The sequence below is a fragment of the Pseudomonas sp. VEM90 genome (assembly GCF_054611535.1).
In genome coordinates this window covers 1-19,310 of record NZ_JBTRAR010000001.1, presented here as the reverse complement: position 1 = coordinate 19,310, position 19,310 = coordinate 1, and the positions used below count along the sequence as shown (strand labels likewise).

General features: G+C 62.0%; 22 protein-coding genes and 1 pseudogene. 10 read left to right on the top strand and 13 right to left on the bottom strand.

Features of this window, described 5'->3' with window-relative positions; all coding sequences use genetic code 11:
- Positions 1–13: 13 nt before the first annotated feature.
- The 6 genes and pseudogenes from ACYCCG_RS00115 to mcpP all read right to left on the bottom strand — a co-directional run.
- Positions 14–592, bottom strand: coding sequence for an adhesin (locus ACYCCG_RS00115; RefSeq protein WP_176684010.1), 579 nt, complete (start codon positions 590–592; stop codon positions 14–16).
- A gap of 1 nt (position 593) precedes the next feature.
- Complete coding sequence (locus ACYCCG_RS00110; protein WP_209966438.1) at positions 594–1,031, bottom strand: hypothetical protein; 438 nt, start codon at positions 1,029–1,031, stop codon at positions 594–596.
- Positions 1,032–1,329: 298 nt separating this feature from the next.
- Complete coding sequence (locus tag ACYCCG_RS00105) at positions 1,330–1,899, bottom strand: AAA family ATPase (protein ID WP_339443553.1); 570 nt, start codon at positions 1,897–1,899, stop codon at positions 1,330–1,332.
- A complete protein-coding gene (gene pnuC, locus ACYCCG_RS00100) occupies positions 1,896–2,462 on the bottom strand; it encodes a nicotinamide riboside transporter PnuC (RefSeq protein WP_209966434.1) in 567 nt (188 codons plus the stop codon). Before pnuC ends, ACYCCG_RS00105 begins: the two co-directional genes overlap by 4 nt.
- Positions 2,463–2,705: 243 nt before the next feature.
- Complete coding sequence (locus ACYCCG_RS00095) at positions 2,706–3,440, bottom strand: methyl-accepting chemotaxis protein (RefSeq protein WP_422630963.1); 735 nt, start codon at positions 3,438–3,440, stop codon at positions 2,706–2,708.
- A 138-nt stretch (positions 3,441–3,578) separates the two neighbouring features.
- Positions 3,579–4,250: pseudogene (mcpP, locus tag ACYCCG_RS00090) on the bottom strand (methyl-accepting chemotaxis protein McpP); the annotation flags it as partial.
- Positions 4,251–4,639: 389 nt separating this feature from the next.
- On the opposite strand from mcpP, the gene ACYCCG_RS00085 reads away from it, so the two are divergent.
- The gene (locus ACYCCG_RS00085; protein WP_176684005.1) at positions 4,640–5,470 is read left to right on the top strand and encodes an undecaprenyl-diphosphate phosphatase; all 831 of its coding nucleotides are present in this window, start codon (positions 4,640–4,642) and stop codon (positions 5,468–5,470) included.
- Positions 5,463–5,876: a DUF1294 domain-containing protein gene (locus ACYCCG_RS00080; protein ID WP_176684004.1), complete on the top strand. Its 414-nt coding sequence runs from the start codon at positions 5,463–5,465 to the stop codon at positions 5,874–5,876. The genes ACYCCG_RS00085 and ACYCCG_RS00080 overlap by 8 nt, the downstream gene beginning before the upstream one ends.
- 58 nt (positions 5,877–5,934) lie before the next feature.
- Here the strand turns inward: ACYCCG_RS00080 and ACYCCG_RS00075 are convergent, their stop codons facing one another.
- Positions 5,935–6,294: an MmcQ/YjbR family DNA-binding protein gene (locus tag ACYCCG_RS00075; RefSeq protein WP_339443552.1), complete on the bottom strand. Its 360-nt coding sequence runs from the start codon at positions 6,292–6,294 to the stop codon at positions 5,935–5,937.
- A complete protein-coding gene (locus ACYCCG_RS00070) occupies positions 6,287–7,189 on the bottom strand; it encodes a LysR substrate-binding domain-containing protein (RefSeq protein WP_339443551.1) in 903 nt (300 codons plus the stop codon). The genes ACYCCG_RS00075 and ACYCCG_RS00070 overlap by 8 nt, the downstream gene beginning before the upstream one ends.
- A gap of 133 nt (positions 7,190–7,322) precedes the next feature.
- On the opposite strand from ACYCCG_RS00070, the gene ACYCCG_RS00065 reads away from it, so the two are divergent.
- A complete protein-coding gene (locus ACYCCG_RS00065; RefSeq protein WP_339535189.1) occupies positions 7,323–7,934 on the top strand; it encodes an FMN-dependent NADH-azoreductase in 612 nt (203 codons plus the stop codon).
- Between the two features lie 74 nt (positions 7,935–8,008).
- Here ACYCCG_RS00065 and ACYCCG_RS00060 read toward each other — a convergent pair whose 3' ends face one another.
- The 3 genes from ACYCCG_RS00060 to ACYCCG_RS00050 form a co-directional block, all read right to left on the bottom strand.
- Entirely contained in the window at positions 8,009–9,211 is a 1,203-nt protein-coding gene (locus ACYCCG_RS00060; protein WP_459669142.1) for an NAD(P)/FAD-dependent oxidoreductase, read from the bottom strand.
- An 80-nt stretch (positions 9,212–9,291) separates the two neighbouring features.
- On the bottom strand, positions 9,292–9,891 hold the full coding sequence (locus ACYCCG_RS00055; RefSeq protein ID WP_176684000.1) for a helix-turn-helix domain-containing protein: 600 nt from the start codon (positions 9,889–9,891) through the stop codon (positions 9,292–9,294).
- 39 nt (positions 9,892–9,930) lie between these two features.
- Entirely contained in the window at positions 9,931–11,883 is a 1,953-nt protein-coding gene (locus tag ACYCCG_RS00050; protein ID WP_209966426.1) for an oxidoreductase, read from the bottom strand.
- A 175-nt stretch (positions 11,884–12,058) separates the two neighbouring features.
- Here ACYCCG_RS00050 and ACYCCG_RS00045 point away from each other — a divergent pair, with 175 nt between their 5' ends.
- The 6 genes from ACYCCG_RS00045 (at position 12,059) to ACYCCG_RS00020 (ending at position 16,102) form a co-directional block, all read left to right on the top strand.
- A complete protein-coding gene (locus ACYCCG_RS00045) occupies positions 12,059–13,102 on the top strand; it encodes an ABC transporter substrate-binding protein (RefSeq protein WP_209966424.1) in 1,044 nt (347 codons plus the stop codon).
- Positions 13,103–13,124: 22 nt separating this feature from the next.
- A complete protein-coding gene (locus ACYCCG_RS00040; protein WP_176683997.1) occupies positions 13,125–13,880 on the top strand; it encodes a class II aldolase/adducin family protein in 756 nt (251 codons plus the stop codon).
- A gap of 164 nt (positions 13,881–14,044) precedes the next feature.
- Positions 14,045–14,929 (top strand): EamA family transporter, encoded by an 885-nt coding sequence (locus tag ACYCCG_RS00035; protein WP_129932508.1) that lies wholly within the window; start codon positions 14,045–14,047, stop codon positions 14,927–14,929.
- A 70-nt stretch (positions 14,930–14,999) separates the two neighbouring features.
- Complete coding sequence (locus tag ACYCCG_RS00030; RefSeq protein WP_209966422.1) at positions 15,000–15,320, top strand: YbjQ family protein; 321 nt, start codon at positions 15,000–15,002, stop codon at positions 15,318–15,320.
- A 138-nt stretch (positions 15,321–15,458) separates the two neighbouring features.
- Positions 15,459–15,647 (top strand): hypothetical protein, encoded by a 189-nt coding sequence (locus ACYCCG_RS00025; RefSeq protein ID WP_021782365.1) that lies wholly within the window; start codon positions 15,459–15,461, stop codon positions 15,645–15,647.
- 143 nt (positions 15,648–15,790) lie between these two features.
- The gene (locus ACYCCG_RS00020) at positions 15,791–16,102 is read left to right on the top strand and encodes a hypothetical protein (protein ID WP_176683996.1); all 312 of its coding nucleotides are present in this window, start codon (positions 15,791–15,793) and stop codon (positions 16,100–16,102) included.
- 46 nt (positions 16,103–16,148) lie between these two features.
- Here ACYCCG_RS00020 and ACYCCG_RS00015 read toward each other — a convergent pair whose 3' ends face one another.
- Together ACYCCG_RS00015 and ampC are read right to left on the bottom strand one after the other, a co-directional pair.
- Complete coding sequence (locus ACYCCG_RS00015; protein WP_003253895.1) at positions 16,149–16,481, bottom strand: hypothetical protein; 333 nt, start codon at positions 16,479–16,481, stop codon at positions 16,149–16,151.
- 300 nt (positions 16,482–16,781) lie between these two features.
- Positions 16,782–17,924 carry a class C beta-lactamase gene (ampC, locus tag ACYCCG_RS00010; protein WP_209966420.1) on the bottom strand — a complete coding sequence of 381 codons (1,143 nt, stop codon included), beginning with the start codon at positions 17,922–17,924 and terminating at the stop codon, positions 16,782–16,784.
- Positions 17,925–18,031: 107 nt separating this feature from the next.
- On the opposite strand from ampC, the gene ACYCCG_RS00005 reads away from it, so the two are divergent.
- The gene (locus ACYCCG_RS00005) at positions 18,032–19,033 is read left to right on the top strand and encodes a bile acid:sodium symporter family protein (RefSeq protein ID WP_209966417.1); all 1,002 of its coding nucleotides are present in this window, start codon (positions 18,032–18,034) and stop codon (positions 19,031–19,033) included.
- Positions 19,034–19,310 lie beyond the last annotated feature (277 nt).

Sequence of the window (19,310 nt, the reverse complement as noted above, 5' to 3'; positions counted from 1 at the left end):
CTTAACTGCAGGGTCAATCCGCGACCCGGATGCTCAAGGTGTTGGCCATTCGGTTTCCCACCCCGGCACTCTGGTTCAACTGGATCACCCCGTGGCTACCGGTGAAGGCCTGGTCACTGGTGGTGACCTGGCGATAGCCTGCTGGAATGTCAGTTGCTCCGGAGTTGTTGATCAGCGCCACGTTTTGTTGCATGAGGACGCTGTCGTCGATGCTTTGCGGCTGCGCACCAATGCTGATGTTCAGTGCGTTGGCTTGCTGGGTGTTGGCGCCTGCGCTCTGGTTGATCCCCAGGGCGCCGCTGCCGTTGCTGAAGGCGTTGCCCTGGATGGTCGAGCGGGCGTCCATTGCAGGGTCGGCGGGCGTATTGAGCCGTTGCCGGATCTGGGTGCTTGCACTGGCTTCGGGGCCGACGGCGATGGCACGCGCATTGACCTGCTGCTGCATGTCGCCAGCAGCCTGGTTGACAGAGAGGTTCCCCTGATAGCGGCTGCCGGAGCTGTCGATATCGGCGTTGTTGATGACGGGAACCAGGGATTGCGCGAAGACCGGTGCAGTGCAAAGGGCGGCCAGCATCAGCAGAGTGCGCTTCATCTCACTTGCCCCCGCCGGTCAGAATCTGCAGCGGCGCGAGGCCACGCTGCACGCTTGAGTTGACCATGTTCGAGATACCGTTACCCGACCCCGTACCGCGCCCGCCCGCCAAGTTGGGGAGCTGGTTCTGGTTGCCGAGGTTGCCCCCCAGGTTGTTGGTTTGTTGGGTGATCATGTTGCTGATGCCTGCACCACTGCTGATGCTGGCGAAGTCGCCATCGCTCAGCTCGCTGGTTTGCTTGAGCACGTGAGCTGAAGGGTTGGCATTGATGGTGGTAGGGCTCGGGTCTGGGATCAGAGGGGGGATGGTCGCGTTGCGCACTTGCACATCGCGCTTGATGATGATGATCCCCTTGTCCGCCTGAGCCGTCAGGCTTAGTGACCCCAGTACACAGCCCACCAGTAATAGGTGATAGAGGTGATTGTCACTTTTCCTCACGACGGCAACTCCTTCTTTGAGCGCTGGCCCTGTTCAGCGATGCGTACCACAGAGCAGAAGGTGTGCCGCTTTTTAGAATTCTTTTCGGATCAGATAGTTAGCGCTGGAGGCTGACAAAATGCGGCGCATGCTGTCTCAGGCGTGAAACAGCTTGCCGTGATCGTTGCCGGCAAAGGCAGCGGTGGCCTTGAGTGGAAGGGTTTTTGCAGAGTGTGTTTCATGAGCGTGACACTGGCCCCGGGTCGGGGGAAAGCCCCGCAATTTCGGGGGCTTTGCCCCGCCAGGTTGTGTCAGAGGCTTAACACTCGGTAGGGCATGATGGCTCATCGCCGCTAAGTAGCGTAGCAACCGCCTGCAAGGCCACCAATTGGCGCTGCGGCCAATTGCCATCCAGTATTTGGTGCGGTTGGTTGTGCCGCTTCAGCCAAGCCAGGCTGTCCTCGAAAAAGCGTTGACGATCGCTGAGGTCGGGTTGGCAACGCTGGCCATCAGCAATCCAGTCCACCCCTTGCGGGCTGAGCAACAGGTGCAGGTCATAACGCCGTGCCAGCAGTGCTTCTTCCAGCCAGGTTGGACAGTCGTCGAATAGTGCGCGGCTCCAGAGCATGTTGCTCAGCAGGTGGGTGTCCAGAATTAGCAGCGGTGGCGCCTGCTCGCGCGCACGGTCCTCCCATGCCAGTTGCCCACGGGCGATGGCGGGAATATCGGCGTAGCAGGTGTCACGGCATTGCTGGTCGATGAAATGGCGCACGTACTCGCCCACCAGCACGCCACCAAAATGTGCCTGGATCACCCCGCTAAGCCAGCTTTTGCCACTGGATTCAGGGCCGCACAGTACCAGCACTTTCATTGATTGCTGCGCACTCATGGCTGTACAAGCGCCGGGTCGCGGCGCCATTCCAGCCAGCCGCGTACAGCAATCAGGGTGAGCACGGCGAAGAAGCCTGCGGTGAAATACAGCTGCTGATGCAGGTATTGGCCCACATAGATAATGTCGACCACGACCCACAGTGGCCAGCACTGCAGGCGTTTCTGCGCCATCCACAGTTGCGCCACCAGGCTGAAGCCGGTCAGGGTGGCATCCAGCCAGGGCAGGGCGGCATCGGTCCAGTTGGCCATGGCCGCGCCCAGGGCTGCGCTCAGCAGCGCCCCGGCGGCCAGCCCGGTGAGCAGTGCCGGGCGTTGCAGGCGGGAGACCTGGCGGGCGTCCTCAACGTGGTCGGGGCGTTTCCATTGCCACCAGCCGTACAGTTGTAGGATGGCGTAGGCCAGTTGCAGCAACATGCCCGAATACAGCTTTACCTCGTAGAACAGCCAGCCATAGATCAGCACCATGACCAGGCCGATCGGCCAGCACCAGGCGTTCTGCTTGACCGTGAGCCAGACAGCGGTTACGCCGAGGACGGCGGCAATGAGTTCAAGGCCGGACATCGGCGATCCTTGGAGGCTACGGGGGAGGGGCGCGATTGTAGCGGGTCGGCCGCGGAAGGTGTAGGGCGCAGCGGTGGGATGCCCCTTGGTAGGAGCGGGTTCACCCGCGAACACCGGCAGCGCCGGTGCCATCCACCGCGTTGCTTCCTTCGCGGGCATGCCCGCTCCCACAGGTGCAGCGCAGGCTTCAAGGTCACTCGATACCTGCAAGAGCAGGCATGCCCGCCCACCAAGGGCTTGTTCTCAGACCCGGAACTGCCGCAACAACTGCTCCAACTCTTCGCTCAATCGCCCCAGCGCCGCCCCGGCATCGCTGGACTGACGGGCCGCATCGGCGGTCTGCTGCGACAACCCGGCGGTATCCAGCACATTGCGGTTGATCTCTTCGACCACATGCGACTGCTGCAAGGTGGCGCTGGCGATGGAGGCATTCAATGCGGTGAGGTTGTTCAGCACCTGGTTGATGGCGTCCAGGCTGGCGCCGGCCTCGCGTGCCTGTTCGACGGTCTGGCGCGATGCCTCGCTGCTGGTGTCTATGGCCTTGACTGCAGCGTCCGACTGGCTCTGCAGGTGCTCGATCATGGTATGAATCTCGGCCGTCGATTGCGCTGTACGCTGGGCCAGCAGTCGCACTTCGTCGGCGACCACGGCAAAGCCTCGGCCTTGCTCGCCGGCCCGCGCCGCCTCGATGGCAGCATTCAGCGCCAGCAGGTTGGTCTGTTCGGCAATGGAACGAATCACGTCCAGCACACCACCAATGCGCGTGCTGTGCCCGGCCAGGTCGCGAATCACCTGTACGGCCTGATCGATGGTCAGCGACAGGCGGTCGATCTGCGCCAGGCTGCCGTGGATGGCCTGCTGACCGTGGGTCACCTGTTGTTGTGCCGTACGCATCTCTCCGGCGGCCTGTTCTGCAGTCTTGGCCACGTCCTGCACGGCGTAGGTCACCTCATTGACTGCAGTGGCCACCTGGTCCATCTGTAGCGATTGCTGGGCGCTGTGCTGTTGGGCGGCACCCGCGTTGTCACCGACGTGCCCGGCGGACTGGGCCAACGCGTGGGCCGCGCCTTGCAGTTGGCCGACTACGCCTTGCAGTTTGCCGTTGAAACGGTTGAAGTGCTCGCCCAGGTGGGTGATCTCGTCGCGGCCATGGGTGTCCAGGCGCCGGGTGAGGTCGCTTTCTCCGCTGGCAATGTTGCCCATCGCCTGCACCGCTTCCTGCAGCGGGCGGGCTATGCTGCGGGCAATCAGCATGACCACCAGCGCCATCAGCAGGGCAATGCCCACGCCAACCAGCGAAGCGTCGCGCAACTGGCGAGCGAATTCGGCCTGCACGTCATCCACATACACGCCTGAACCGATGATCCAGCCCCACGGCTTGAACAGCTGAATATAGGAAGTCTTGGCTACCGGCTCACTGGCGCCGGGCTTGGGCCAGCGATAGTTGACCGGGCCGGCGCCCTGCTGACGGGCAAGGGCGACCATTTCGTTGAACACGGCGAAACCATCGGGATCGCGAATGGCTGAAAGGTCCTGGCCGTCGAGCTTGGGGTTGGCCGGATGCATGATCATCTTCGGCCCCAGGTCGTTGATCCAGAAATAGTCGTCATGGTCGTAGCGCAGCGCGCGCACCACTTGCAGCGCCTGTTGCTGGGCGGTTTCGCGGCTGAGCGTGCCGGCAGCTTCCAGGCCTTGGTAATAGGCCAACACACCCGCGGCGGTCTGCACCACATGGCGGGTTTTCTCCGCCTTGGCCTGGTAAAGGTCACCATGGATCTGCCGCAGCATCAGCAGGCCCAGGACCACCAGCATGGCCACCGCTACCACAAGGATCAGCCACAGGCGCCGACTGATTGACATCGATCTCAGAGTGTTCATCCATCAGCTCCCGCATTGTTCTTTTTATTGAGGTGCATCGAAGCATGCTTTGCAGCGAGCCCCCACTCGACTAATGGCTAAGTGCTATGTTGGTGATAGTCTGCAACAGGTCGTTAAAGCGATTGCCAAGGGGCTCTGTCAGGATTTCGGCCGCGCAAGATGAAACCTTTAACAGGCGTGAACTTTTCCACTGGCGTTGCGCCCAACAGTCGCTGTAAAACAGCCGGGCCGTGTAAGGCAATCTCAAGCGAATCAAGAATAAGGGGCCTGCGACAAGCAGCGCTCCATCCGGGGGAATGATGGATTTTTGGACTGCCTTCCAGGCAATCATCTTAGGCGTGGTCGAAGGGCTGACGGAGTTTCTGCCGATCTCCAGTACCGGCCACCAGATTATCGTCGCCGACCTGATCGGTTTTGGCGGCGAACGGGCCATGGCTTTCAACATCATCATTCAGCTGGCGGCGATCCTGGCGGTGGTGTGGGAGTTTCGCAGCAAGATATTCGAAGTGGTCTTCGGCCTGACCCGTCAGCCCACGGCGCGCCGCTTTACGGGCAACCTGCTGTTGGCGTTCATGCCTGCGGTGGTGCTGGGTGTCCTGTTCGCCGACCTTATTCACGAATACCTGTTCAACCCCGTCACCGTGGCGGCGGCACTGGTGGTGGGGGGCATCATCATGCTCTGGGCCGAGCGCCGTGAGCACCGCGTGCAGGTGGACCATGTGGACGACATGCGCTGGAGCCATGCACTGAAAATCGGCTTCATCCAGTGCCTGGCGATGATCCCGGGCACGTCGCGCTCCGGTTCGACCATCATCGGTGGCCTGCTGTTCGGCCTGTCGCGCAAGGCAGCGACCGAGTTCTCGTTCTTTCTGGCAATGCCGACCATGGTCGGTGCGGCGGTGTATTCGGGCTATAAGTACCGCGACTTGTTCCAGCCCGGCGATCTGCCGGTGTTCGCGCTCGGCTTCGTGACCTCGTTCATCTTTGCCATGATTGCCGTACGGGCATTGCTCAAGTTCATTGCCAACCATAGCTACGCGGCATTTGCCTGGTATCGCATTGTGTTCGGCCTGTTCATTCTGGCGACCTGGCAGTTTGGTTGGGTCGACTGGTCCACGGCGCATGGCTGAGGCGCTGCGTGGGCAACGGGCTGAAGGTGTGCGCAATGTGCGCCTGAAGCTGCTGGTGTTGGGCGTGCTTTGCCTGTTGCCCGGCTTGGGGGCGGCGCGCATGGCCTGGAACGATCAGACCTGGTGGCCGTTGGCGTTGTACCCGGCCATGAGCCTGATCAGCCTGTTGCTGTATTGGCAGGACAAGCAGCAGGCACGTACGCGGGCCTGGCGTACACCCGAGAAAGTGCTGCATGCCAGTGAATTGCTCGGTGGTTGGCCGGGGGCGCTGTTGGCACAGCAGCTGTTTCGGCACAAGACCCGCAAGGTTTCGTTCCAATTGGTGTGCTGGGGGATTGTGCTGGTGCACCAGGTGTTCTGGGCAGACTGGCTGTTTCTTGACGGGCGTTATCTGCCCTTTGGTTGATGTGCAGTTGTACCGGCCTCTTCGCGGGTAAAGCCGCGAACGGGCCGGCACAGCTAGATCACATGACCAACCCCACTTGCAACCGCTTGGGCAACCGACGCACTACCAGCTGGTGCGACCGCTGCAACACGTCACACAGTTCATCACGCCCCATCGGGTAGGGTGTCGCCATGCTGACCCACCGCGCCCGCGCCAGGTACGGAGCCGGCCGTATCCCCGGGCGATCGCAATAACCCAGAAACAGCTCGTCGGCCACCTTGAACGATAACCCGGCACCCGCCAGGTCGAGCACCGCGAACATCTTGTTTTCTGCCACCGAAAACACTCGGATGCCGCCCCATTTGTAGTCTTCCCGCGAACCTGGCAGGCTCAGGCAAAACGCCGCTACCTGGGCTTCGCTCATTTTTCGTTCAGACATACCGCTCTCCACAAGCCTCGAATGACGCCGCCAGGTGATCGATCCACGCCCGGACCGCAGGCAGCAAGCCACGCCGGTGTGGGTAAACTGCCTGCAGGTAGCCACCCGGCAGCGACCAGTCTGGCAGCAGGCGCACCAGTTCGCCGCGTTCCAGTTCCTCTTCACAGAACATGCTGGGCAGCGCAGTGAACCCCAGGCCGGCACGTACAGCAGCGTTACGTACTACGAAATCATCGATCGCCAGGCGCGGTTCCAGCGCTATTTCCTGCTGCTTGCCATGGGGGCCGAACAGGCGGAAGTGTACCAGCCGGTCTGCTTCGGCTGCGCCCAGCACGGGCAATGATGCCAACTCGCCCGGTTCGCGAATGTGGTCGGCAAAGCCGGGCGCGGCTACCAGTTGCATTTGTGCCTGGCGCAGGCGGCGGGTAACCAGGGCCGGGTCTTCGTCGCCCAGGTCGCGTACGCGCAACGCTACGTCAATGCCTTCGGAAATCAGGTCGACCCGGCGGTTGAGCAATACCATGTCCAGTTGCACCAGCGGGTACTGCTCAAGAAAGCGGCTGATCACATCCGGCAGGAAGGCGTGTGCCAGTGCCACCGGGCAGGAAACCCGTAAACGCCCGCGCGGCTCACTGCTCATGCTGGCCACGGTTTCGTCCGCGGCTTCGGCCTCCAGCAGCATGGCCTGACAATGATGCAAGTAACGTTCACCCACTGCGGTGAGCTTGAGTTGCCGTGTGGTGCGCTGCAACAGACGTGTGCCCAGGCGCTCTTCAAGCTCGGCGATACGCCGCGACAGGCGCGACTTGGGGATGCCCAGCTGGCGCCCGGCGGCGGCAAATCCGCCAGCTTCGACGACGCGCGCGAAGTAGAAGAGGTCGTTGAGGTCTTGCATGGGAATGTCTCACTGTTCCATCTGTGGGACAAACTAACGCATTTTTGCTTACTTATCAGCTATTGATCACTTCGGTAGGATCTTCCCCATCGTGATCGCCCACAGATGCGGTCTTCAATCACAGGAGAGTCCCATGAAACTGTTGCACATCGATTCGAGCATCCTGGGCGACAATTCCGCCTCGCGCCAGTTGAGCCGCGAAGTGGTCGAAGCCTGGAAGGCTGCAGACCCAAGCGTTGAAGTGATTTACCGCGACCTGGCTGCCGATGCCATTGCCCACTTCTCCGCCGCCACCCTTGTGGCTGCAGGCACCCCTGAAGACGTACGCGACGCGGCCCAGGCTTTCGAAGCCAAGCTGAGCACCGAGACGCTCGAAGAGTTCCTGGCTGCCGATGCCGTGGTGATTGGTGCGCCAATGTACAACTTCACCGTGCCGACCCAGCTAAAAGCCTGGATTGATCGCGTGGCCGTCGCCGGCAAGACCTTCCACTACACCGAAGCCGGCCCGCAAGGCCTGTGCGGCAACAAGAAAGTGGTGCTGGTTTCCACCGCGGGTGGCCTGCACGCTGGCCAGCCGACTGGTGCCGGGCACGAAGACTTCCTGAAAGTGTTCCTGGGCTTCATCGGTGTTACCGACCTTGAAATCGTCCGGGCCCATGGCCTGGCCTATGGCCCGGAGCAGCGGAGCCAGGCGATCGATGCTGCACAGGCGCAGATCGCCAACGAGCTGTTTGCTGCTGCCTGATCAAGGGAATGCGGTGGATCGCAAGAGTGGCCCCTGTCGAGGCACAAGGCCACTCCAACCTGTAGAAGAGTGACTCAGACCACCGGGATAAGCGGATCAGCTGCCGCCAAGGCCGCTTCCCGGTCAGCCGCTGGCGGATAAATCCACACTGAATTGATCTGGCGCTTCAGCGCCTTGGCTTCGGCCTTGTCCTCCGGTGGTGAAACCTCACGGTCCCATCCTTCGGTATAAACCGCACCCCAGGCCCCCAGGTCCAGGCACGTCACGTACTTGGGCTGGCTGTAAGCCACTGGTGCTACGCCAAGCAAATCGGCTGCGGCATTGTTGCCCGCATGGCGCCCCAGCGGAATCGCGTGCTGGCACGACATCACGGCATGATTGCCAAGCGCGTCACAGGTAGCGTAAGCCACGTCTCCAGCTGCATACACGGCCTCATTGCCCTTGACCTTCAGGTTGCCATCGACATGCAAGCGGCCGCGGTTGTCGCGCTCGCCGCTGATTTGTTCGGTGAGCGGGTTGGCCTTGAAGCCAACCGTCCAGACCACCGTGCTGGTGTCGATACGCTGGCCGTTGTCCAGCTGCACTCCGGCAGGGTCTGCCGAAACCACCGTGGCACCGCAAACCCACTCCACGCCCAGGGCCTCGCATGCCTGCTCGATGGCCGGTCGGATGCCGTCACCCAGGGTTGCACCAATGTTTGCGCCGCGGTCGATTACCACTACGCGCAAACTGACGTCTTCACCCAGTATCGCGCGCAAGCGGGCCGGCAGTTCGGTGGCCGTCTCGATGCCGGTAAAACCGCCCCCGGCTACCACCACGGTGTTGCGTGCCGGCGTGTTCGGCAGGCTGGCCAGTGACTTCAGGTGGGTTTCCAGGCGTGCAGCGCTGTCGAGCGTGTCGACATCGAAGACATGCTCGATGCCGACCATGTCAGGGCGATCGAGCACACTGCCGCAGGCCATGATCAGGCGGTCGTAGGGCAGGGCGCAGCGAGTGCCGCTGCGGGTGCGGTAGCCCACGCGACGGGCTGCCTCATCAATGTGGAATGCCGTGCCCTGCACGAAGCGGACATTGACAGCGTCGAACAGCGCCTGCAGTGGTGCGGCCATGGTATGCACGTCTGGCTCGTAGAAGCGCGGACGCACAGACAGTTCAGCCTGGGGCGCGAGCAAGGTGACCTCGACGTCCTTGCTGCCGTTGAGGTCAAGCTGGCGGATGGCGCTGAGCGCGCTCCACAGGCCGGCAAAGCCCGCACCAATGATCAGGATCTGCTTCATGGTTGTGCTCCTTTGAAGTTCGGTGGACAAGGTAGACCTTATTGCCGGTCAACGGTGTTACCAGTGCTTGCTGGAGTGCTTCAGAATGTTGGCGGCGTGATCACCCAGATCACCACGGCATCCACTTCACCGGGGTTGCCGTAGCGGTGTGGTTCCTGGCTCGGGAAGCTGAAGCTGTCGCCTTCACTCAGCTGGAAATGCCGCTCGCCTACCCACAGCTCAAACGTGCCGCTGAGGAGGTAGCCGGCTTCTTCACCGTCGTGGCTGTAACTTTGCTGGCTGTAGGTTCCCGGAGGGAAACGGGAGTGCAGCATCTCCAACTGGCGGTTGGGCTGGGGGGTGAGCAGTTGATCGACGATGCCGTCTTCATAATGCACGCTCAGGCGGCTGTTGCGCCGCACCACATAGCCTTGGTCTTCGGGCGCGGTGGTGGCCTCGCTGGCGAAGAACCACTGGATGGTCACGCCCAGGCTGCGGGCGATGTTGAACAGCGCCGGGATCGACGGATAGGACAGGTTGCGCTCCAGCTGGCTGATGTAGCCTGCGGTCAGTTCACTGTGTGCGGCCAGCTCCGCCAGGGTCATGCCGCGGCGCTTGCGCAGACCGCGGATGCGGGTGCCGAGGAACTGCGGCGCGGCGCCCCCGGGTTCGCTGGCGGGAGGCTGGGAGGGTTGGCTCATGCGCGTCGGTCCATCGCAAAAGCCGCAGTATGTACAGCCTCAGAGCGACCAGGCAACCGTCAGACCATCGTGAATCGCTTCTTCGGCCGTGCGCGGCGCCAGGCAGTCGCCAATCCGCCGGACGTCCACCACACCTGCCAGTTCGGTGGCCAGGCGGTCTTGCGGTTGATGCCCCATGCACAGCACCAGGGTGTCGATGCCTTCGAAGATCATCGGATCGCCGCTGGCGGTGTGCTGCAGGTACACCGTGTTGTCGTCGCTACCATACAGGCGTGCGTATGGTGTGACAGGGATACCCAGGCGATGCAGCTCGCCGGCCAGTTGGTCACGTACATAAAGCGGCAGGCTCTCGCCGCAATGAGTGCCGTTGACCGCCAACTGTACCTGATGGCCTTCACGCACCAGGCGTTCGGCGATACCGGGGCCGATCCAGTCACAGCGCCAGTCGATCACCAGCACCGAACGCCCCGGTTTCACCTCATTGCGCAGCACTTGCCAGGCGTCCACTACCTGAAGCTCGCCGGTACGTTCGAACGCGGGCCAGTAGGGGGTGGCACCGGTAGCAGCGATGACCAGATCAGGGCGCTCACGTTCGACCAGTGCGCGGTCGACCCGGGTGTTGCGCACCACTTCTACCCCCGCCAGGGCCATTTCCCGTTGCAGGTTGGTGCTGGCCCCCCCGAACTCGCTGCGCCGTGGCAGCAGTTGGGCGAGCAGCACCTGCCCACCGAGCTGCGGGCCCGCCTCGTACAGAGTGACCTGGTGCCCGCGCGCGGCAGCCACGGCGGCGGCTTTCATGCCGGCAGGCCCGCCGCCGGCGACCATTATGCGTTTGGGCGAGGAAGTGGGCGTAAGGTGCCCGTACTGTAACTCTCGGCCGGTTTCCGGGCGCTGGATGCAGGAAATGGCCAAGCCGCGATGGAAATGGCCGATGCATGCCTGGTTGCAAGCGATGCAGGCGCGCACGTCTTCGACCTGGCCGCTTTCGGTCTTGACTGGCATCAACGGGTCGCAGATCAGCGCCCGGGTCATGCCGCACACATCAGCCTGACCGCGGGCCAGGATCAGCTCGGCTTCCTGGGGCTGGTTGATGCGCCCGGTGACGAACAGGGGGATGGCCAGCTGCTGCCTGAAGGTGCCAGCCTCGCGGGCCAGGTACGCCGGTTCGATGGCCATCGGTGGCACGATATGGACTGCGCCACCCAGTGAGGCCGAGGTGCCGGCGACGATATGCAGGTAGTCGAGCTGGCCCTGCAAGGCCACGGCAGCAGCCAGTGACTCGTCTTCGCTCAGGCCCTGGCTGTCGCGCTCGTCAGCACTGATGCGCAGGCCAATGATGAACTGCTCATCGGTGGCGGCGCGCACTGCGGCCAGCACTTCGCGCAAGAACCTCAGACGCTGATCCAGATCGCCGTTGTAGCCATCACTGCGTACGTTCACCCGCGGGTTGAGAAACTGCGCGGGCAGGTAACCATGACTGGCCACCACCTCGACGCCATCCAGCCCGGCCTGGTGCAGGCGGCGGGCGGCGCTGGCGTAGCCCTGGACGATTTCGTCGATCATTGCCTGGTCCAGCGCACGCGGCATCACCCGGAAGCGCTCATTGGGCACCGCAGAGGCCGAGTAGGCTACCGCCAACAGGCCGTCTGCCGACTCCATGATCTCCCGCCCGGGGTGAAACAGTTGCGACAGCACCACGGTGCCGTGCGCGTGGCAGGCCTCGGCAAGCTGGCGGTAGCCGGCGATGCAGGCATCGTCAGTGGCCATCAGCACATGCGAGGTGTAGCGGGCACTGTCGTGCACCCCGGCGACCTGCAGCACGATCAGGCCGACGCCGCCGGCAGCGCGGTCGCGCTGGTAGGCGATCAGTTTGTCGTTGACCAGGTTGTCGGTGGGCAGGCAGGTGTCGTGCCCGGTGGACATGATGCGGTTCTTCAAGCGTTTGCCGCGGATCTGCAAGGGCTCGAACAGGTGAGGGAAGGCGGTCTGCATCAGGCGGCTCCGGTACGGGTTTGTTATTTTTTCTTATAAAAGTGTAGCGATAGTAAAAAATCAACTTGTTTTTTTACTAGTGTCTGTCTAGGTTTTCCTCACTCGCGTGGCGAGGGTGTGACCTCAGAACAACAAGAAAAAGGGGCCCGTCGGGCACCGGAAGGAGGAAGCTACGATGCAGCTATTTCCACGAATGACCGGCCTTTGCGCAGCCTTGCTGGGCCTTGGCCTGGGCAATGCGCAAGCTGCGCAGCAGATGGTTGTGGTCGGTTATGGCGGCGCAGGCCAGAAGGCCCAGGATGAGGCGATCTTCAAACCCTTCAGTGACCAGGACGGCAGTCAGTTGATTCAGAGTGAATACAACGGCGAAATGGCACGTATCCAGGTCATGGCTGACACCGGCCACGTCGATTGGGACGTGGTGCAGATCGAAGGCCCTGACTTGATGCGCGGCTGCGACGAGGGAATATACGAGCACCTGGACTGGCAGCGCCTGGGCCATGCAGACGAACTGATCCCGGCAGCCGCACAGGATTGTGGGTCGGCCGCGCTGGTCTGGAGCGTGGCTATTGCCTATGACCGCAACAAGCTCGCCCAGGCGCCGGCCTCGTGGGCCGATTTCTGGGACATCAACAAGTACCCTGGCAAGCGTGGCCTGCGCAAGCGTGCGGTGTACAACCTGGAATTCGCGCTGTTGGCTGACGGGGTCAAGGTCGAGGACGTTTACCGGGTACTGTCCACGCCGGCGGGTGTCGAACGGGCCTTCGCCAAACTCAGCGAACTCAAGCCCCATATCCAGTGGTGGGACGCCGGCGCTCAACCCGCGCAATGGCTGGCAGCCGGTGACGTGGTGATGACCTCCACCTACAGCGGACGAATTGCGGTGGCGGCGCAGCAGGGCAGCCCGTTGGCCGTGGTATGGCCTGGCAGCCTGTACGGTATGGACTATTGGGCGATCATCAAAGGCTCGCGGCATGTCGACCAGGCCAAGCGGCTGATTGCCTATGCCAATCAGCCGGATACCCAGGTGCGGTATGTGCAGCAGATACCCTATGGGCCGACCAATACCCAGGCCGCAGCCAGGCTTGACCCGTCCCTGGCCAATTGGGTACCCACGTCACCACAGAACCTGCAAGGGGCACTGGCCATGAACGTGGAATTCTGGGTCGACCATGGCGAAGAATTGGAGCAACGCTTCAACGCCTGGGCCAGCAAATAGCGTTCAGTAAAGGGGCAACAAGATGACTGCAACGGAACAAAGCCTGCGTCGGGAGTTGGCTGCCTGCTACCGGCTGATCGCACATTTTCGCATGAGTGATCTCATCTTCACGCATATCTCCTTGCGCTTGCCTGGGCCGGAGCACCATTTCCTGATCAACCCGTATGGCCTGCTCTTCGATGAGATCACCGCTTCCAGTCTGGTGAAGATCGACCTGCAAGGGCGGCCGGTGGGGGCTGCCCGTCACCCAGTCAACCCGGCCGGGTTCGTCATTCACAGTGCCATTCACGCTGCCCGCGAGGATGCCCAGTGCGTGCTGCACACCCACACCCGCGCAGGTTGCGCGGTGGCCGCACTGGAATGTGGCCTGCTGCCGGTCAGCCAGATGTCCATGGAGTTTTACGGCAATGTGGCTTACCACGCCTACGAGGGCATCGCGCTGGACATGGATGAACAGCAACGGCTGGTGGCCGACCTGGGCAACAAGCCGGTGATGATACTGCGCAACCATGGGCTGTTGACCACGGGGCGCAGTGTGGCTGAAGCCTTCCTGCGCATGTACTACCTGGAGAAGGCTTGCGAGATCCAGTTGGCGGCGCAGCGTGCTGGGCAACTGATTTTCCCGTCGACTGATGTGTGCAGTCGTACCGAACGGCAGTTCAACGCGCCGGGGAGCGGCTTGAAGCAGGGGGAACTGACCGACCCGGATGCGCTGCAATTGGCGTGGGCGGCGTTGTTGCGAATGCTGGAGAAGGTGGCGCCTGGTTATCAGGATTGAACCTGTGCTTGCTGATTTGGTTGCGTAGATGTCCAGCCAGATAGCGGGCGGACGGAACAGTCACTGTAGTGCAACCATTGGTTTCAACTGTGCTGGTCCCTTTGTGTGGAATACCTTTATGCTGTAACGAAATATGTCTAAAAAGCCTGCAGAAGGAAGTCGCAATGCCACTCAAGGACCTGCTTATCGCCCTGGTGGTGATTGTCGCCTGGGGAGTCAACTTTGTGGTCATCAAGGTTGGCCTCGACGGGCTGCCACCGATGTTGCTGGGGGCATTGCGTTTCTTGTTGGTGGCGTTCCCGGCGATCTTGCTGGTCAGGCGGCCCAAACTGCCGTGGCGCTGGCTGATCGCTTACGGTGCGACCATTTCACTGGGCCAGTTCGCGTTCCTGTTTCAGGCCATGTACAGCGGCATGCCGCCAGGGTTGGCTTCGTTGATCCTGCAGTCGCAAGCCTTCTTCACCCTCGGTTTTGCAGCGTTGTTTCTCGGTGAGCGGCTGCGCCTTGCCAGCGTGCTGGGGCTACTGGTGGCGGCCAGTGGCCTGGCGCTGATCGGCAGCGAAGACGGCGGCCATGTGCCCATGCTGGCGCTGGTGCTGACGCTGTGTGGCGGCGCAATGTGGGGCCTGGGCAACATCATTACCCGACGGTTTGGCTCGGTCGACCTGGTCGCGTTGGTGATCTGGGGCGGGCTGATACCGCCACTGCCATTTCTGGCACTGTCCTGGTGGCTGGAAGGCCCCGAGCGCATTGGCCATGCCTTGGCCAATATCAGTTGGAGTTCGGTGCTGGCCCTGGCGTATCTGGCCTTTGTGGCCACCATGCTCGGCTACAGCCTGTGGAGCAAGTTGCTGTCGCGCCACCCGGCAGGCAAGGTGGCGCCGTTCTCGCTGCTGGTACCGGTGATTGGCCTGAGTTCGTCGGCTTTGCTGCTGGGAGAGCGCCTGACCGCTACGCAGGGCTGGGGTGCATTGCTGGTGATGGCCGGCCTGCTGGTGAATGTGTTTGGTGCGCGCATCGGTCAGCGTTTGCGGGCAGCCAACGCGTAAGGCGCTTCAATCTGCTGAGCTGCGCTCTGTTAGAATCGGCCTCTTTTTGCCAGGCCAACGGAGCGCATCCATGATCATTTCCACCACCAGCCAGCTCGAAGGCCGCCCGATTGCCGAATACCTGGGCGTGGTCAGTTCCGAATCGGTGCAGGGCATCAACTTCGTGCGCGATTTCTTTACACGGTTTCGCGACTTCTTCGGCGGCCGTTCGCAAACCCTGGAAAGCGCGTTGCGCGAGGCCCGGGAGCAGGCCACGGAAGAACTCAAGGTCCGGGCACGACAGTTGCAAGCCGATGCGGTAGTGGGGGTGGACTTTGAGATCAGCATGCCGTCGGTACAGGGCGGCATGGTCGTGGTATTTGCCACCGGTACGGCAGTACGCCTGAAGTAAAGCCTGCGGCCATTGGTCGGCTACAAGGTTCTTGTCCGGTCGGTCCGCAAATGACCAGCTAGTCTCACTCTCACAGGCCGCGTTTCCTGGGCAACTTGTCTGGTTGCCGACGCGACCGCCACCGGAGGGAGACTGGGCATGAGCGAATCCTTTTTCGAAGACCTGAACGATGCGTTCCCGATCAACAGCCAGGTGCGTTGCGGCCAGGCGGCATTTCGCCTGGGTTTCGCCCACATGACGCTGGATGATTCCGAACAGCTCCAGCCTGCACATTTGCAGCGCAGCAAAAAAGGCCGCTTCATGCCGCGGGTACCGATCAAGAAGTGATCCCGCGTCTGCACACGCCCCCCGCCCAACGGCGGGGTTTTTATTGCCATTCGTTGATCCGCCTCATGGTATTGCCCGGTAGCGCTCGCCGGATGGCCCGGCCTGTGGTTTTCTGACGCGGCATTCCAGCGACGGAGGATTGAATGCTCATGCGAGTCAGGGAAGAAACCTATTGGCAGTGGGCCGACGCACAGTTGCACAGCCGCTGCCACGACGAAGCGCTCAGCGACGGCACCACACTGGACGTGCAGGTGCGCTTGTCGCGCCTGGGGGCGACGCAGCTTTTTCTGGGGTTGTACGCCGGGAATGGGCGGGCGTTGCTGGAAGAGTATTACCCTGCGCTGCCGGGCGAGACCATGACCCGTGCGCTGGTGTGGGGTGTCGACCGCGCCCGGGCGATGGCAACGGGCGCCTTGCCTTTGCCGGAAACCCGCTTGCAGCGGCGCCAGGCATGAAAAAGCCCGGCCTGTGCGGGCCGGGCTCTGGTAAGGGTACGAACCCTCAATTCAGCGGTTCGATCACCTTGACTGCCTGCTGCTCACGGGCAGCGGGCCATTCTTGTTGCAGGGTCTGCAGCACGCGGCCGACGAATTCGGTGTCGGCGGCGGCTTTCTTGCCGACGTAGCCTTGGCCACGGCGGTAGACCTTGAAGCGGGCACGCATGCTGGGCAGGTGCTCTTCAAATTCATCTTCGACGGTGTTCGGTGGCAGGCGGTCGAGGCGCACTTCACCGGTTTGGCTAACCCACAGCAGATGGTCGTCAAGGCTGTCCTTGCGCACGGCGAACAGCTGGGCCAATTGGTCGATAGTCGGATTGTTGTTCAAGTTCATCATAAAGCCCCCATTACCCATTCATAGGTGATTTTCACAGTTGGCGCTATCACGGTGTAGCGCACTACCAAGGCTGCTACAGCAGCATCGCAACAGGGGCTTTCTCACGCTGCCTTTTGGACAGTTTCCCTCTCCACGGACGGCCTGCGTTACCGCGCAGGCCGTCTGGAACACCCTTGCCACCGCTCCCGATCGGGGAGACGGCTTCATCATGCCCAAGCGCGATGAACGGCGTCAACCGTTTTGTAGTGATTTTTTTTGCTCACTACATTCTGTCGTTTTGTCCGACAATCACCGCTGGCGTTACAAGCCGGAAAGGATGTCGAAGGCGGCTTGCACCCGCGCTTGGTTGGGGTAATTCCGATTGGCCAGCAACACGACTGCCAGTTGTTCTGCCGGCACGAACGCGGCGTACGCGCCGAAGCCATTGGTGGAGCCAGTCTTGTTGTACCAGGCTGCCGGTAGCGCGGGCAGGGCCGGTTGCAAGCGAGTGGTTGCCTGCGGTTCACGGATCAGCAGCGAGCTGTTGCCATCGATCAGAGTGCGCAGCGTGGCCGGGTAGGGGTAGCGTTCCCAGCCCAGTCCTTGCGTCATGGCGCCAACCTGGAAATAGCCTTGCTGGGTAATGGCGGTGGCTTTCACCAGGGCCGGTGGCAGGCCCTGCGGCTGCATGTGCAGCCGCACATAGCGCAGCAGGTCGCTGGCGCTGGTTTTGATGCCGTATGCCTCGTCGGCGTAAGGGCCCGGACCCACACGCACCGGCTTGTCGGCGGCGTCATACCCTTGGGCATAAAGCCCCTGGGCGCTGGCCGGAACCTGAAGGTAGGTATTCTTCAGGCCCATCTTCGCCAGCAGGCCTTCAGTCATCAGCGTGGAGAACGGTTGGTGTTGCGCCCGGGCGGCCAGGTCACCGAACAAACCCAGGCTGGGGTTCGAGTAGCAGCGCTGGGTGCCGGGTTTGGCGCGAGGTTGCCAGTGGCGGAAGAAATCAACTACCTGTTGCGGCGATTGCACAGTGTCGGGGAACTGCAGTGGCAGGCAGTCGGCGCTATAGGCGCCCAGTTCCAGCACGGTCGCGTCGCCGATGGGGACGCCGGCCAGTGCCGGGTGATAGCGCTTGGCCGGGGCCTGGAGGTCAAGTTTGCCCTCGGCGCTGGCAAGTGCGGCCAGGGTGGCAGTGTAGGTCTTGCTCAGCGAACCGATCTCGAACAGCGTATCGCGGCTCACCGGTACGTTGTCGGCCTTGCTGGCCACGCCGTAGCTGAAGTAATGCGCGTGGTCGCGTGCATAGATGGCCACAGCCATGCCGGTGATGCCTTGTTCCTGCATGAGTGGGCGGATGATCTGGTCGACCTTGGCCTGTAACTGGTCGTCGGCCTGGGCGCTGGCATGGCCCAAAGCAAAGGTAATGGCGGCTGCAAGTGCAGCCAGACGTGGGCGGAGCATGGCGAGTCCTTGTTGTGGAACGTGTCCGTTGAGCGATACCACTCGGGGTTCCGGCGTTAGCGACGGAGAGCCAGAGACCTTATCGTCTGCCCAGCCACAATGACAAGATGGATACAGTGATGAAGTATTTGCGCATGTTATTTGACAATTTCACCTTGGCCTTGCTCGGGGTGGTACTCATCGCCACCGTGCTGCCTTGCTCGGGCGATGGCGCGGTGTATTTCGGCTGGCTGACCAACCTGGCCATCGGCCTGTTGTTCTTCCTGCATGGCGCCAAACTGTCGCGTGAAGCCATCATTGCCGGTGCCGGGCACTGGCGCCTGCACCTACTGGTGTTCTCCTGTACTTTCGCATTGTTCCCGCTGCTGGGCCTGGCGTTCAAACCACTGTTCGTACCGTTGGTAGGTAACGAGCTTTACCTGGGCGTCCTGTACCTGTGTGCCTTGCCTGCAACCGTGCAGTCGGCCATTGCCTTTACTTCGCTGGCCCGCGGTAACGTGCCAGCGGCCATCTGCAGCGCGGCGGCCTCCAGCCTGCTGGGTATCTTCCTCACACCGTTGCTGGTGATGTTGTTGCTGGGTGCCAGTGGTGATACGGGGTCCGGCCTGGATGCGGTATTGAAGATCACTTTGCAGCTGCTGGTGCCGTTCGTTGCCGGGCAGATCGCGCGGCGCTGGATCGGTGCCTGGGTCAAGCGCAATGCCCGCTGGCTCAAGGTGGTAGACCAGGGTTCGATCCTGCTGGTGGTGTACACCGCCTTCAGTGAGGCCGTGGTTACCGGGCTGTGGCATACCGTATCGCCGCAGCACCTGGCGGGGTTGTTCGTGGTGTGCGCGATTCTACTGGCAGTGGTGCTGTTCGGCACACGCATGCTTGGCAAGGCCCTGGGCTTCGACCTCGAGGATCGCATCACCATCCTGTTTGCCGGCTCCAAGAAAAGCCTGGCTACTGGTGTGCCCATGGCCCAGGTGTTGTTCGTGGGCAGTGGCATTGGCGCGATGATCCTGCCGCTGATGCTGTTCCACCAGATACAACTGATGGTGTGTGCTGTGCTGGCGCAGCGTTATGCCAGCCGTGAGCAGGCGGTGGAGGCTTCGGCGGTGTCTTGAGCGCCTTTACGTTCCCATGTAGATGCTGTGTTGGTGGTCAAGCTTTTCTGCGGTGCTGAGAGCTGAAAAGCTTGGTCGTACAAAGGGTTGCTACCCGCGAAGAGGCCAGGGCTGCTGGCCAATCTCCACCCGCCGTTCACCGTTGCCGCCGCCACCGTATTCGCGGGTAAACCCGCTCCTATGTATGGACTCGCCCACACTGTCTAGCTGCTTTTTGAACATAGGAACCCGGTTGCATCTATGTATCAGGCCTATTCGAGGAAGCTTTTTGCTTCTG